This is a genomic window from Thiomicrorhabdus hydrogeniphila (assembly GCF_054656895.1).
Window position 1 is genome coordinate 2601696 of sequence record NZ_BAAHXL010000001.1, and the last position, 14463, is coordinate 2616158.

The 14463-nt window shown below is 39.8% G+C and carries 25 protein-coding genes; all 25 read right to left on the reverse strand.

The annotated features are described in order from the left end of the window. Positions 1-189, reverse strand: a complete 189-nt coding sequence (gene rpmD, locus ACYQ0E_RS11705; RefSeq protein ID WP_460188408.1) for a 50S ribosomal protein L30 — start codon at positions 187-189, stop codon at positions 1-3. Between the two features lies 1 nt (position 190). Beyond that, positions 191-700, reverse strand: a complete 510-nt coding sequence (gene rpsE / locus ACYQ0E_RS11710) for a 30S ribosomal protein S5 (RefSeq protein WP_460188409.1) — start codon at positions 698-700, stop codon at positions 191-193. Positions 701-714: 14 nt separating this feature from the next. Beyond that, on the reverse strand, positions 715-1068 hold the full coding sequence (rplR, locus tag ACYQ0E_RS11715; RefSeq protein WP_460188410.1) for a 50S ribosomal protein L18: 354 nt from the start codon (positions 1066-1068) through the stop codon (positions 715-717). A 12-nt stretch (positions 1069-1080) separates the two neighbouring features. Then, the gene (rplF, locus tag ACYQ0E_RS11720; protein WP_460188411.1) at positions 1081-1614 is read right to left on the reverse strand and encodes a 50S ribosomal protein L6; all 534 of its coding nucleotides are present in this window, start codon (positions 1612-1614) and stop codon (positions 1081-1083) included. 10 nt (positions 1615-1624) lie between these two features. After that, on the reverse strand, positions 1625-2020 hold the full coding sequence (gene rpsH / locus ACYQ0E_RS11725; RefSeq protein ID WP_460188412.1) for a 30S ribosomal protein S8: 396 nt from the start codon (positions 2018-2020) through the stop codon (positions 1625-1627). A 12-nt stretch (positions 2021-2032) separates the two neighbouring features. Then, entirely contained in the window at positions 2033-2338 is a 306-nt protein-coding gene (gene rpsN, locus ACYQ0E_RS11730) for a 30S ribosomal protein S14 (protein ID WP_460188413.1), read from the reverse strand. Between the two features lie 11 nt (positions 2339-2349). Further along, entirely contained in the window at positions 2350-2889 is a 540-nt protein-coding gene (gene rplE, locus ACYQ0E_RS11735; protein ID WP_460188414.1) for a 50S ribosomal protein L5, read from the reverse strand. Positions 2890-2903: 14 nt separating this feature from the next. Further along, on the reverse strand, positions 2904-3218 hold the full coding sequence (gene rplX / locus ACYQ0E_RS11740) for a 50S ribosomal protein L24 (protein ID WP_460188415.1): 315 nt from the start codon (positions 3216-3218) through the stop codon (positions 2904-2906). Positions 3219-3228: 10 nt separating this feature from the next. Then, positions 3229-3597 (reverse strand): 50S ribosomal protein L14, encoded by a 369-nt coding sequence (gene rplN / locus ACYQ0E_RS11745; RefSeq protein WP_040726393.1) that lies wholly within the window; start codon positions 3595-3597, stop codon positions 3229-3231. A 150-nt stretch (positions 3598-3747) separates the two neighbouring features. Continuing rightward, a complete protein-coding gene (rpsQ, locus tag ACYQ0E_RS11750; RefSeq protein ID WP_460188416.1) occupies positions 3748-4011 on the reverse strand; it encodes a 30S ribosomal protein S17 in 264 nt (87 codons plus the stop codon). A gap of 2 nt (positions 4012-4013) precedes the next feature. Next, positions 4014-4205, reverse strand: a complete 192-nt coding sequence (rpmC, locus tag ACYQ0E_RS11755) for a 50S ribosomal protein L29 (RefSeq protein ID WP_040726401.1) — start codon at positions 4203-4205, stop codon at positions 4014-4016. Further along, the gene (gene rplP, locus ACYQ0E_RS11760; RefSeq protein ID WP_460188417.1) at positions 4206-4619 is read right to left on the reverse strand and encodes a 50S ribosomal protein L16; all 414 of its coding nucleotides are present in this window, start codon (positions 4617-4619) and stop codon (positions 4206-4208) included. 14 nt (positions 4620-4633) lie between these two features. Further along, positions 4634-5314 carry a 30S ribosomal protein S3 gene (rpsC, locus tag ACYQ0E_RS11765; protein ID WP_460188418.1) on the reverse strand — a complete coding sequence of 227 codons (681 nt, stop codon included), beginning with the start codon at positions 5312-5314 and terminating at the stop codon, positions 4634-4636. A gap of 11 nt (positions 5315-5325) precedes the next feature. Next, complete coding sequence (gene rplV, locus ACYQ0E_RS11770; protein ID WP_460188419.1) at positions 5326-5658, reverse strand: 50S ribosomal protein L22; 333 nt, start codon at positions 5656-5658, stop codon at positions 5326-5328. Positions 5659-5670: 12 nt separating this feature from the next. Further along, a complete protein-coding gene (gene rpsS / locus ACYQ0E_RS11775; protein ID WP_460188420.1) occupies positions 5671-5946 on the reverse strand; it encodes a 30S ribosomal protein S19 in 276 nt (91 codons plus the stop codon). Between the two features lie 12 nt (positions 5947-5958). After that, positions 5959-6789, reverse strand: a complete 831-nt coding sequence (gene rplB / locus ACYQ0E_RS11780; protein WP_460188421.1) for a 50S ribosomal protein L2 — start codon at positions 6787-6789, stop codon at positions 5959-5961. An 11-nt stretch (positions 6790-6800) separates the two neighbouring features. Further along, entirely contained in the window at positions 6801-7097 is a 297-nt protein-coding gene (rplW, locus tag ACYQ0E_RS11785; protein WP_460188422.1) for a 50S ribosomal protein L23, read from the reverse strand. After that, positions 7094-7714: a 50S ribosomal protein L4 gene (gene rplD / locus ACYQ0E_RS11790; RefSeq protein ID WP_460188423.1), complete on the reverse strand. Its 621-nt coding sequence runs from the start codon at positions 7712-7714 to the stop codon at positions 7094-7096. The genes rplW and rplD overlap by 4 nt, the downstream gene beginning before the upstream one ends. Positions 7715-7724: 10 nt before the next feature. Beyond that, positions 7725-8360, reverse strand: coding sequence for a 50S ribosomal protein L3 (gene rplC / locus ACYQ0E_RS11795; protein WP_460188424.1), 636 nt, complete (start codon positions 8358-8360; stop codon positions 7725-7727). 61 nt (positions 8361-8421) lie between these two features. After that, the gene (rpsJ, locus tag ACYQ0E_RS11800) at positions 8422-8733 is read right to left on the reverse strand and encodes a 30S ribosomal protein S10 (RefSeq protein ID WP_029406733.1); all 312 of its coding nucleotides are present in this window, start codon (positions 8731-8733) and stop codon (positions 8422-8424) included. A gap of 675 nt (positions 8734-9408) precedes the next feature. Continuing rightward, positions 9409-9951 carry a hypothetical protein gene (locus ACYQ0E_RS11805; RefSeq protein ID WP_460188425.1) on the reverse strand — a complete coding sequence of 181 codons (543 nt, stop codon included), beginning with the start codon at positions 9949-9951 and terminating at the stop codon, positions 9409-9411. 122 nt (positions 9952-10073) lie between these two features. Next, positions 10074-11264, reverse strand: a complete 1191-nt coding sequence (tuf, locus tag ACYQ0E_RS11810; protein ID WP_460188426.1) for an elongation factor Tu — start codon at positions 11262-11264, stop codon at positions 10074-10076. A 63-nt stretch (positions 11265-11327) separates the two neighbouring features. Continuing rightward, a complete protein-coding gene (gene fusA, locus ACYQ0E_RS11815) occupies positions 11328-13430 on the reverse strand; it encodes an elongation factor G (protein ID WP_460188427.1) in 2103 nt (700 codons plus the stop codon). A gap of 61 nt (positions 13431-13491) precedes the next feature. Further along, complete coding sequence (rpsG, locus tag ACYQ0E_RS11820) at positions 13492-13965, reverse strand: 30S ribosomal protein S7 (RefSeq protein WP_460188428.1); 474 nt, start codon at positions 13963-13965, stop codon at positions 13492-13494. A 64-nt stretch (positions 13966-14029) separates the two neighbouring features. After that, positions 14030-14404 carry a 30S ribosomal protein S12 gene (rpsL, locus tag ACYQ0E_RS11825; RefSeq protein WP_040726436.1) on the reverse strand — a complete coding sequence of 125 codons (375 nt, stop codon included), beginning with the start codon at positions 14402-14404 and terminating at the stop codon, positions 14030-14032. Between the last annotated feature and the right edge of the window lie 59 nt (positions 14405-14463).

Genomic DNA, 14463 nt, shown 5'->3' on the forward strand with positions numbered 1-14463 from the left:
TTAAGCTTCCTCTACCTTAAGCAAATAGGAAACCTTATTGATCATTCCACGATTTTCTGGAGTATCAATAACGCTTACTGTTTGGTGCATCTTTCTAAGACCAAGACCAGATACACATGCTCTATGCGCAGGTAAACGACCAATAGTGCTTTTTACCAACGTTAAAGTGACATATTTTTTATCTGACATCTTACTCACCTACAATTTCATTAACTGTTTTGCCACGTTTAGCTGCAATATATTCAGGACTTGAAATCCCTGAAAGTGCATTAACCGTAGAACGAACAACGTTAACTGGACGTGTAGTACCTACACATTTTGAAAGTACATCTTTAACACCTGCAGCTTCTAAAACTGCACGCATAGCACCACCAGCAATTACACCAGTACCTTCAGACGCAGGAAGCATAACAATGTTAGCCGCCCCTTGTTTGAAGTTAATTGGGTATTGGATAGTACCATTGTTTAAATGTATATCTCTCATGTTACGACGAGCTTTTTCCATTGCTTTTTTGATAGCCACTGGTACTTCGTTAGCTTTACCGCTACCGTAACCAACTTTACCTTCACCATCACCAACTACTGCTAGTGCTGAGAATGCAAATACACGACCACCTTTTACAACTTTAGCTACACGACGTACATTTACTAATTTTTCAATTAGACCATCTTGTCCGTCTTGTAATTCACGTGAAGACATAATTAATCCTTCTATTAAAATTCAAGACCGTTTTCACGGGCTGATTCTGCTAATTGTTGGATGCGTCCGTGATATTTAAAACCAGAACGGTCAAAAGCAACAGCGGTAATTCCAGCAGCTTTTGCTTTTTCAGCAATCGCTTTTCCTACTGCAGCTGCAGCATCTTTATTACCAGTGTTACTAATTTCTTTTTTAACGTCCGCTTGTACAGTAGAGCTAGAAGCAATAACTTCTGAACCACTTGCAGAAATTAACTGGGCATAAATGTGCTGAGCAGTGCGGTGTACGCAAAGTCTTGGCATTTTAAGCTCGTTAATTTTTCCACGAGTTTTCTTAGCTCTACGAAGACGGGCTGTTTTCTTATCCATATCGACTCAGCCTTATTTCTTCTTAGCTTCTTTACGTAAAATGCGCTCACCTGCATACTTAACACCTTTACCTTTATAAGGCTCTGGTGGACGGTATCCACGGATCTCTGCAGCAACTTGTCCAACAACTTGCTTATCTGCACCTTTTACAACAATTTCAGTTTGGGTTGGAGTTTCAACAGTAATACCTTCAGGTAATGCATGTTTAACTGGGTGTGAAAAACCAAGAGTAAGATCTAATACTTTCCCTTCAGCTTTAGCACGGTAACCAACACCAACTAATTCTAATTTCTTTTCAAAACCGTCAGTTACACCAACAACCATGTTGTTGATGATTGAACGAGCAGTACCTGCTTGAGCCCAACCGTTTGGTGCACCTTCAACTGGTGCACAAGTTACAACGCCAGCATCATTTTTAACAATAACTGAAGGGTTAAACTCTTTAGTTAATGATGCCTTAGAACCTTTTACAGTTACAGTAGTGCCTGAAATAGACACTTCTACACCTGCAGGTAAGTTCACTGGAGCTTTTGCAATTCTAGACATAATAGTTTCCTTATGCTACGTAGCAAACAACTTCGCCACCGATACCAGCTTCTCTAGCATCGCGGTCAGTCATAATACCTTTGGACGTTGAAATTACAGCGATACCAAGACCGCCAATTACTTTAGGTAACTCATCTTTGTTTTTATAAACACGTAGACCTGGACGGCTTACACGTTTAATCATATCAATAACTGGTTTACCTTCGAAATACTTTAGATCCACTGATAATTCAGCTTTTCCATCTTTGTCATTTATGCTGAATGCAGAGATAAAACCTTCATCATTCAAAACTTTAGCCACTGCGGCTTTTACTTTTGAAGAAGGCATTACTACGCTCGAGTGACCAGACATTTGGCCATTACGAATGCGTGTTAACATATCAGCAATTGGATCAGACATACTCATAGATATTTATCCTTACCAACTGGCTTTTCTTAATCCTGGAACATCACCTTGCATTGCTAATTCACGTAGCATATTGCGCGATAATCCAAATTTTCTATAAACACCGTGTGGGCGTCCTGTTAAACGACAACGATTACGTTGACGAACAGGCGATGCATTACGAGGTAGTTTTGCTAACTTCTCCATTGCATCCATACGCTCTTCGAAACTCAAAGACATATTTACTGATGCAGTTTTTAATGCAGCACGCTTCTCTGCATATTTAGCAACAGTTTTTGCACGTTTTTCTTCGCGCATAATCATTGATTGCTTAGCCATTAGAAAAACCTCTATTTCTTAAACGGAAAGTTAAAGGCTTCTAAAAGAGCTTTCGCTTCGTCGTTAGTTTGTGCAGTTGTTGCAAAGTTGATATCCATACCGCGGATTTTGTCAACTTTTTCAAACTCGATTTCAGGGAAAATAATTTGCTCTTTAAGGCCTAAGTTATAGTTTCCACGACCATCAAATGCTTTCGGGTTTACACCACGGAAGTCACGTACACGAGGTAACGCGATATTGATTAGACGATCTAAAAACTCATACATCTTTTCGCCACGTAAAGTCACTTTACAACCTAAAGGGTATCCATCACGGACCTTAAAGCTTGCTACCGATTTACGAGCTAAAGTCTTTATTGCTTTCTGACCTGCAATTGCTTCCATATCAGAAACAGCATTATCTAAAACTTTTTTATCAGCAATCGCATCGCCAACACCCATGTTGATTGTAATCTTAGTCAACTTAGGAGCCTGCATTGGAGACTGATAACCAAATTGTTCTACTAATTTAGAAACAACTTGCTCTTTATACATTTTTTGTAATCTTGCCATCTTTATATCCTTAATTAAGCGTCAACAGCTTTACCATTAGATTTAAAGAAACGGATTTTTGCATCACCTTCAACTTTAAAACCAACTTTGTCAGCTTTATTAGTTTCAGGATTTACTAAAGCCACATTTGAGGCATCGATTGGCATCTCTTTAGAAACAATCCCACCTTGCGCACCCGTCATAGGGTTTGATTTAGTGTGTTTCTTAACAAGGTTGATACCATCTACTAGAACCTTACCGTTAGATAAAACTGAAGAAACAGAACCACGTTTCCCCTTGTCTTTACCAGTAATAACGATAATTTCATCACCTTTTTTTAAACGATTCATTACGTCTTCCTTATAGAACTTCAGGAGCTAAAGAAACGATTTTCATAAACTTGTCGTTTCGTAACTCACGAGTTACTGGACCGAAGATACGTGTTCCGATTGGCTCATGTTTTGCATTAAGAATTACAGCAGCATTGCCATCAAACTTAATCAAAGAACCATCCTGACGTCTTACACCTTTAGCTGTACGAACAACTACGGCATTATAAACATCACCTTTCTTCACTTTTCCACGTGGTGCAGCTTCTTTTACACTCACTTTAATTACGTCACCAACACCAGCATAACGACGTTTTGATCCGCCTAATACTTTAATGCATTGGACGCGCTTTGCTCCGCTGTTATCAGCAACATCAAGCACAGTTTGCATTTGAATCATGGTGGTACTCCATCCATAAACTTAAAAATTACTTACAGCACAAAAACCACTAAAAAGAAGAGTTCCTAATCTAAAATTAGGCTTATTCTTTAAAGTGGCTAAGTAGATTCCGAGGATTATAACAGATAATTTTCGGAAATGCTATAAATCTTAAATTTTTGCTTTATCGTCAATCGAAACTAGAGTCCATGACTTGTTTTTAGAGATTGGTGCAGTTTCTTGAATAGTTACTGTATCTCCAACACCACAAGCATTTTCAGCATCGTGAGCCATTACTTTAGTCGATTTCTTAATAAATTTTTTGTATTTTGCATGTTTAATGAAACGTGCGATTGAAACAACGATAGAATCTTGCATACCGTTACTAACAACTACACCCTGCATTGTACGTGCTTTCTTTTCTTGACCAGCCATCTTTACTTACTCACTTTTTGACGAATGATGGTTTTAACACGCGCAATTGAACGACGAGTCGTTTTTAATTGTGCTGAGTTAGATAACTGACCAGTTGCGTTTTGCATTCTTAAGTTAAATTGCTCTTTCAAAAGATCAAGCAATTCAGCATTAAGCTCTTCAACTGTTTTTTCATTTAATTCTTTAGCAGTCATTTACATCACCGTTCTTGTTACAACTTGTGTTTTAAAAGGTAATTTAGCCGCTGCAAGCTCAAAAGCTTCGCGTGCTAATTGCTCATTTACACCCTGGATTTCGTATAAAACGCGTCCTGGCTGAATTTGAGCTACCCAATATTCAACACTACCCTTACCTTTACCCATACGAACCTCAAGAGGTTTGTTAGTAATTGGTTTATCAGGGAATACGCGGATCCAAATTTTGGCTCCACGTTTAACGTGACGAGTCATAACACGACGACCAGCTTCGATTTGACGTGAAGTCATACGGCCTCTTTCTAAGGCTTTAAGACCAAAATCACCAAAGCTAACTTTGTTACCGACTTGTGCTAGACCACGGTTACGTCCTTTGTGTACTTTTCTAAATTTTGTACGTTTAGGCATTAACATAGTTGGAAATCCTTTTAATTACGGCCTTTTTTGCCCTTAGATTGATTATTGTCATCTAATGCAAGCTTACCAAGCTTTTCACCTTTGAAGATCCATACTTTTACGCCAATTTTGCCGTAAGTTGTGTCTGCTTCATAGGTTGCATAGTCGATATCAGCACGGAAAGTATGAAGAGGAACACGTCCTTCTCTATACCATTCTGCACGTGCAATATCAGCACCGTTTAAACGACCTGAAACCGTAACCTTGATACCTTCAGCACCAATACGCATTGCATTACCTACAGCACGCTTCATGGCACGACGGAACTGGATACGCTTTTCTAATTGTTGAGAAATAGACTCAGCAACTAATTTAGCATCTAGCTCAGGTTTTTTAATTTCTTCAATATTGATATTTACTGGTAAACCAGTTAAAGCTGAAAGCGATGCTTTTAGCTTTTCAATATCTTCACCCTTCTTACCAATAACAACACCTGGACGAGCAGTATGAATCGTTACACGAACTCCATTTGCTACGCGTTCAATGTTAATTTTACTGATTGAAGCATGCTTTAATTTTTTGTTTAACTCGTTACGAATCTCAACATCACTGATTAAGTTATCAGAATAGTTTTTGCTATCCGCGTACCAACGAGAATTCCAATCTTTTGTGATCCCAAGACGAATCCCAATAGGATGAACTTTTTGACCCATTCTGATTCTCCTTATTTATCGCCAACAGTGACGGTGATGTGACTGATACGTTTTAAAATACGGTTACCACGACCTTTAGCACGAGCGCGCATACGCTTCATGATTGGTCCTGCATCAACAAATGCTGCAGTAACTTTTAATTCATCGATATCAGCACCTTCATTATTTTCAGCGTTAGCAATTGCAGAGTTTAAAACTGCTTTCATTAGGCTTGCGGCCTTTTTATCGCTAAATGCTAAAATATTAACTGCTGTTTCTACATCTTTACCACGGATTAAGTCTGCTACAAGGCGAGCTTTCTGTGGAGAGATACGAGCAAATTTATGTGTTGCACTTACTTGCATATTATTCCCCTACTAGCGCTTGGCTTTCTTATCCGCGGCATGTCCGCGATAATAACGAGTCATTGAAAATTCACCCAATTTATGGCCAACCATGTTTTCTGATACGAAAACTGGGATATGCTCTTTACCGTTATGAACAGCAATTGTTAAGCCGATCATATCAGGTAAGATCATAGATCTACGTGACCATGTTTTAATTGGACGTTTATTACCAGATTCTTGTGCCTCTACCACTTTTTTAAATAAGTGATGATCAACAAAAGGTCCTTTTTTAACTGAACGTGGCATCAGTGTCCTTCCTTATTTTTTGTTTCTACGACGTACGATCATTCCATCAGTACGTTTATTGCTACGAGTCTTCTTACCTTTAGTCGGAACACCCCATGGAGTAACTGGGTTACGACCACCAGATGTACGACCTTCACCACCACCATGTGGGTGATCAACAGGGTTCATCGCAACACCTCGAACAGTAGGACGAACACCGCGCCAGCGCGTTGCACCAGCCTTACCTAACTTACGTAAGCTATGCTCAGAGTTACCAACTTCACCAATCGTTGCTTTACATTCAGCAAGGATTTTACGCATTTCACCAGAACGTAAACGAACCAGTACGTAAATACCATCTTTACCAACGATTGAAGCTGATGCACCAGCAGAACGTGCAATTTGAGCACCTTTTCCTGGACGCATTTCTAAGTTGTGTACGATTGTACCAACTGGGATATTACGCATCGGCAAACAGTTACCTGTTTTGATTGCTACGTGATCACCAGTTTCAATTACATCACCAGCTACTAAGTTCTTAGGAGCGATAATATAAGCACGTTCACCATCTGCATATTTAAGTAATGCAATGTGTGCTGAACGATTAGGATCATATTCAAGACGTTCTACTGTAGCTGGAACACCGGCTTTAGAACGTTTAAAGTCAACCATACGATAATGCTGTTTGTGACCACCACCGTGATGACGAACAGTAATACGACCGTTGTTGTTACGACCACCTGATTTTGATTTCTTTTCAAGTAACGCTGAATGAGGCTTACCTTTATGTAAACTTGGCTCAACAACACTTACAACAAATCGACGACCTGGAGAAGTCGGTTTAGATTTTTTAATAATTGCCATGCGTGAACTCCTTATTCAGCTGAAGCGAAGTCAATGTCTTGACCAGGCGCTAAACGAACGATTGCTTTACGCACACCATTACGTTGTCCTTGACGACCTTTGAAGACTTTACGCTTACCTTTAAGGTTAATCATATTTACAGACTGCACTTTAACTTCAAATAAAGACTCTACTGCTGCCTTTACTTCTGTTTTAGTAGCTGTCGGCTCTACTTTAAAAACGTATTGACCTGTAGCATCAGCCATGTTTGCTGATTTTTCAGAAACATGTGGCGCTAGCAATACTTTTAGAATTCTTTCTTGATTCATGCTAATTGCTCCTCTAGCTGCTTAACTGCACCTTGAGTCATTACAACGTTCTGAAAACCAATAAGGCTTACAGGATCAATTGACGCAACATCACACACATCTGCACCATAAAGGTTACGTGCTGACAAATACAAATACTCGTCAAAACCTTCAGTGATAACTAATGCATCAGTAATCTTTAACTGTGCAAGTTTTGCATTAAATTCTTTAGTCTTTGGTGCATCAACCTTGAACTCATCAACCACAATTAAACGACCAGTACGAGCAAGCTCGGCTACGATAGAACGCATAGCACCACGGTACATTTTTTTGTTTACTTTCTGAGAGAAATCACGGTTATGACCAGGGAACGCACGTCCACCACCAACCCAGATAGGGCTACGGATAGTACCAGCACGAGCACGACCAGTTCCTTTTTGGTTCCAAGGCTTAGCACCACCACCACGTACTGCGGCACGGTTCTTTTGACCCTTAGTTCCTTGACGTCCTGCATTCATATATGCAGTCACTACTTGGTGTACAAGAGCTTCATTGAAGTCTCCACCAAATAAGGCATCAGAAACAGCTACTGTGCCGTTTTCTTTACCTGAAGCTAATTCGATTAGTTTTAAATCCATCATGCCCACCTTACTTAACAGCTTTACGAACAATGACAGTACTATTTTTAGCACCAGGGACTGCACCCTTAATCAATAACAGACCATTCTCTGCATCAACTTTCACTAAATCTAAGTTCTGTGTTGTTTGACGAACATCACCCATGTGACCAGACATTTTCTTACCTTTGAAAACGCGACCTGGAGTTTGGTTTTGCCCGATTGAACCGTTTGAACGGTGAGAGATCGAGTTACCGTGAGTAGCATCCTGCATACTGAAGTTGTGACGCTTAATACCACCTTGGAAACCTTTACCTTTGGTTGTACCTGTTACATCAACAACAGCAATGTCATTAAAACGCTCTACAGTTAACTCAGAACCTACCTCTAGACCTTCCACATCAGCATTTTCTGTGCGGAATTCCCAAAGACCCTTACCAGCTTCAACACCTGCTTTAGCAAAGTGTCCTGCAGCAGGCTTGCTTACGCGTCCTGCGTGCACTGATCCAGTTGTAACCTGAATCGCAGAATACCCATCAGACTCTAAAGTCTTGATTTGTGTAATACGATTTGGAGAAACTTCAACCACTGTGACAGGAGTTGAAATACCTTCGTCGTTAAACACACGAGTCATTCCGATTTTTTTACCAATGATACCAATACTCATATCATTACCTCATTATTATAGTGTTGCCAGTCATTACGATTGATGACTCGCTATCTACGAATTAACGTAGTTCCAATTGAACGTCTACACCAGCAGCCAAGTCTAACTTCATTAATGCATCAACAGTTTTTTCTGTTGGATCAACAATGTCTAACAAACGCTTGTGAGTACGAATTTCGTACTGATCACGAGCATCTTTGTTAACGTGCGGTGAGATCAAAATTGTAAAACGCTCTTTACGAGTTGGCATTGGAATTGGACCGCGTACTTGCGCACCAGTTCTTTTTGCAGTTTCCGTAATTTCTCGAGCTGATTGATCAATCAAACGGTGATCAAACGCTTTCAAGCGAATACGAATATTTTGAGTCGCCATAATTTATTCTCTTTTATTTAGAATATAGAAAAGCATGCCTTTTTAGTGGCATACAAACTAAGGGAGCGGATTATACCAAGTTAATTAAATTAAAACAAGCCCTTATAATAAACGAATATAAACCAAATAAATTCCCCCATAAAACTCAAATACAACTCTCAACACTACTAAACGAAACTCAAGACCTATAATTAGCCAGCAGGATTATTACTATAGTTAAAACTTCACTAAAAAATCTCAATTAATCATTACCCAAACCATGAACATACATGAATTACTATTTTTCGTTTTACCAAACCTGGTGATTTGTATTTAATATTTGATTTTTACCAGGTCTGGTAATTTGTGTTTAATATTTGGTTTTTACCAGGACTGGTAATTTGTGTTTAATATTTGGTTTTTACCAGGCCTGGTAATTTGTGTTTAATATTTGGTTTTTACCAGGACTGGTAATTTGTGTTTAATATTTGGTTTTTACCAGGCCTGGTAATTTGTGTTTAATATTTGGTTTTTACCAGGCCTGGTAATTTGTGTTTAATATTTGGTTTTTACCAGGCCTGGTAATTTGTGTTTAATATTTGGTTTTTACCAGGCCTGGTAATTTGTGTTTTATATTTCAGTCGATTCAACTGAAATATAAAACAATCTTAAAAGCTTTTAAGCTTGTGACAGTTTTTACATTTGTACATTACTCATTAATGCTATAAAAACAATGACTACTAAAAATAACACCATCCCTGCCGCCAGCAGAAACAAAACTCCTTTACCTAACCACCAATTACAAGCGTAAGGATCAAAATTCTCGGGGATGCTTGTTTTTTTTGGGGTCGCTAATAACAGAAGTAAACAACCCGCAAATAAGTATACAAATATATTTGATATATCATTTTTAAAATTAATAACACCAAAGTTGTGTATAACTATTATTAAAAGACTACTAATAACCCCACTTAGTAACATGACTCTTGTATTCTTATGAAAACTTTCATTCTCCTTATTACTGATAGTAACCAACCGTCGTAACATACCAATTACACCTATCACAACTGGTACGGTGAAAATTAAGACCACAATACCCAATAAAACATTTCCTTTAATTATGGCAAATGGAGCAATCAACAAAGGCATTACTGTAAAAATAGAAACAGGTAATAGAAAAACTAAACTAATAATTAGACGTATTACCAAACTATTAAAGAGACATTCAACACGATACATAAGCCAACCTAACAATAATTTTATCAACCTACTATACGTATATTTTTGTATTTAATAAAGTCTGGGCACAAAAAAAGGGAGCCGAGGCTCCCTTTTTTATAACAAATGTATATTAACTAAAATTAAGCAATAATTTTAGCAACAACACCTGCACCAACTGTACGTCCACCTTCACGAATGGCAAAACGTAATCCTTCTGCCATTGCTACTGGGTTGATTAACTCTACAGTCATTTGTACGTTATCACCAGGCATAACCATTTCTGTTCCTGCTGGTAATTCACATGCACCTGTTACGTCCGTTGTACGGAAGTAGAACTGTGGACGGTAACCGTTGAAGAATGGAGTGTGACGTCCACCTTCGTCTTTACCTAAAACGTATACTTCGGCTTCGAACTTAGTATGTGGTGTTACTGAACCTTTATGGGCTAGTACTTGTCCACGTTCGATGTCTTCACGTTTTGTTCCACGTAGTAGGATACCTACGTTATCACCCGCTTCACCTTGGTCAAGCAGTTTACGGAACATTTCTACACCAGTAACCGTGGTTACTGTTGTTGGGCGAATTCCTACGATTTCGATTTCTTCACCAACTTTTACAACACCTGTTTCTACACGTCCTGTTGCTACTGTTCCACGTCCTTGGATTGAGAAGATGTCTTCTACTGGCATTAGGAATGGTTTGTCAGTTTCACGTACTGGATCTGGGATGTAGGCATCTAAAGCGTCTACTAAACGGCCGATTGCTGGTGCGCCAATTTCTGATTGGTCGTCAGCGATCGCTAGTGTAGCTGAACCGATGATTACTGGTGTGTCGTCACCTGGGAATTCGTACATGTCTAGAAGTTCACGAACTTCCATTTCTACTAGTTCCATTAGTTCTTCGTCGTCTACCATGTCGGCTTTGTTTAGGAATACTACGATGTATGGTACACCTACTTGACGTGATAGAAGGATGTGCTCACGTGTTTGTGGCATTGGTCCGTCTGCTGCTGAACATACTAGGATTGCGCCGTCCATTTGTGCCGCACCGGTGATCATGTTTTTTACATAGTCGGCGTGACCTGGGCAGTCTACGTGTGCGTAGTGACGTGTATCTGATTCATATTCAACGTGTGACGTTGAGATAGTGATACCACGATCCCTTTCTTCTGGTGCGTTATCAATTGATGCGAAGTCTTTGATGTCTCCACCGTACTTCTTTCCTTGCACAATTGTTAGTGCCGCAGTTAGAGTTGTTTTACCATGGTCAACGTGACCAATGGTGCCTACGTTTACGTGCAGTTTCGCGCGTTCAAATTTTTCTTTTGCCATTTTAAAATACCTATATTAAGCAAAGACCCACCTATTAAGTGGGCCTGGATTTAACTAAATGTATTAAGCGCCTTTTTTGACACTTGCAATGATTTCTTCTTGGATATTCTTCGGTGCGTCATTGTATTTCGCAAACACCATGCTGTAGTTAGCACGACCTTGCGTTAATGAACGCATTGAATTTGAATAACCAAACATTTCTGATAATGGTACTTCAGCTTTGATTGACTTACCAGTAGGAATGTCATCCATGCTTGCAACCATACCACGACGACGGTTAAGGTCACCGATGATATCACCCATGTACTCTTCTGGCGTGGTAACTTCAACAGCCATAATTGGCTCTAGAATAACTGGATTAGCTTGTTGAGTACCATTTTTAATACCCATACCAGCCGCTACAGAGAACGCCATTTCGTTCGAGTCAACATCGTGGTATGAACCATCAATAAGTTCAACACCTACATCAACCATTGGGAAGCCTGCAATAACACCGCTTTCTAGCTGAGCTTTTGCACCTTTTTCAACAGCACCAATGTATTCACGAGGTACAGCACCACCAACGATAGAGTTAATAAACTCAAAACCTTCACCAGGTTCACGTGGGTAAATTTTGAATACAACATGACCATACTGACCACGACCACCAGATTGACGAACAAACTTACCGTCTGCTTCAACCGCTGTTTTGATCGTTTCACGATAAGATACCTGAGGTGCACCAACGTTAGCTTCAACGCTAAATTCACGCTTCATACGGTCAACAATGATATCTAGGTGAAGCTCACCCATACCAGAGATGATTGTTTGATTGGTTTCTTCATCAGAATGAACACGGAACGATGGATCTTCAGCAGCAAGCTTTTGAAGTGCAATACCCATTTTTTCTTGGTCAGCTTTTGTTTTTGGCTCGATAGCAATCGAGATAACTGGCTCAGGGAATTCCATACGTTCTAGAACAATTTTATTATCAGGATCACATAAAGTATCACCTGTTGTTGTATCTTTAAGACCAACGGCACAAGCGATATCACCAGCACGCACTTCTTTAATCTCTTCACGAGAGTTAGAGTGCATCTGTAGAATACGACCAACACGTTCACGTTTTTCTTTTACTGAGTTATAAACTGGACTACCAGCCGCTAAAGTACCTGAGTAAACACGGAAGAATGTTAGAGTTCCAACATAAGGGTCAGTCATGATTTTAAATGCTAAAGAAGCAAATGGCTCGTCGTCTGTTGAGTGACGCTCTGCTGCAGTACCATCTTCAAGTTCACCTTGAATAGCTGGAACATCCATTGGCGCAGGCATGTAGTCGATAACACCATCAAGCAAGGTTTGAACACCTTTGTTCTTAAATGATGAACCACAGAACATTGGAACGATTTCAACATCGATACAACGTTTACGAATACCAAATTTAATATCTTCTTCAGATAAATCACCTTCTTCAAGGTATTTATCCATAAGCTCTTCAGAAGCTTCGGCAGCCGTTTCAACCATTTTCTCGCGCCATTCATTCGCAAGATCAACCATATCTTCTGGAATATCTTCATAGGTAAACTGCATACCCATGTTTTCTTCTTCCCAATAGATTGCTTTCATCTTAACAAGATCAACAACACCACGGAAAGTCTCTTCAGCACCAATTGGTAACTGCATAGGAACAGGGTTAGCACCTAAACGATCAATAACCATTTGGTTTACGTTTAAGAAGTTTGCACCTGCACGGTCCATCTTATTGACGTACCCCATACGTGGTACACCATATTTATCAGCTTGACGCCATACAGTCTCAGACTGAGGCTCAACACCTGATACAGAGCAGAAACAAGTTACTGCACCATCTAATACACGTAGAGAACGTTCAACTTCAATCGTGAAGTCAACGTGACCCGGAGTATCGATAATATTGATACGGTGTTGTGGGTATTGCTGAGCCATACCACTCCAGTGAGCAGTTGTTGCCGCTGAAGTAATAGTAATACCACGTTCTTGTTCTTGTTCCATCCAGTCCATAGTTGCACCACCGTCGTGAACCTCACCAATTTTGTGAGATACACCGGTATAGTACAGAATACGTTCTGTTGTTGTTGTTTTACCTGCATCAATGTGTGCCATGATGCCGATATTACGGTATCTTTCTAAAGGGGTAGTACGTGCCACTTTATCAACCTTTTTAGTTAAACATTAAATAACAAAGGCCCTTAACAGGGCCCTCTTCAGATTACCAACGGAAATGTGAGAAGGCTTTGTTTGCCTCTGCCATTCTGTGGGTATCTTCTTTTTTCTTAACAGCCGAGCCACGACCTTCTAGTGCGTCACCTAACTCACCAGCTAATCTTAGCATCATGCCTTTTTCGCTACGCTTACGTGAAGCTTCTACAAGCCAACGCATTGCTAGCGCAACTTTACGGTCTGGACGAACTTCAACAGGAACCTGATAAGTTGCACCACCCACACGGCGAGATTTAACCTCAACCATAGGACCGATGTTATCTAATGCTTCTTTAAGCAACGATGCATGCTCGCCACCTTTTTTACGCTCTACTAAAACATCTAGCGCATCGTAAACGATTTTTTCAGCTACTGCTTTTTTACCGCTTACCATAATCATGTTAACGAATTTTGTTAACGTTGTATCACCAAACTTAGGATCAGGTAGAACCTGACGCTTTGGTATTTCTCTTCTTCTTGCCATTCTTAACTCTTCCGGTATAAATTGAACACAAATTGTTGCAAAACGTATGTTTAAAAGTTAGTTACTAACCTTTAGGACGTTTCGCACCGTACTTAGAACGACCTTGTTTACGATCAGATACGCCAGCGCAATCTAATGCACCACGAACTGTGTGATATCGCACACCAGGTAAATCTTTTACACGACCACCACGGATAAGGATCACCGAGTGCTCTTGAAGGTTATGACCTTCACCACCAATATAGGAAGCTACTTCATAGCCATTCGTTAAACGTACACGCGCAACTTTACGCAGAGCAGAGTTAGGCTTCTTAGGGGTTGTTGTATAAACACGCGTACAAACACCACGACGTTGAGGACATGCCTGCAACGCTGCAACGTTAGAAACTTTACGCTTATCTTTACGCGGCTTACGCACCAACTGGTTAATAGTCGCCATTCATTTTTCTCCAAATTTGAGATTAACTCTTACATATACGAAAGTGCAAGCCTGGCAAA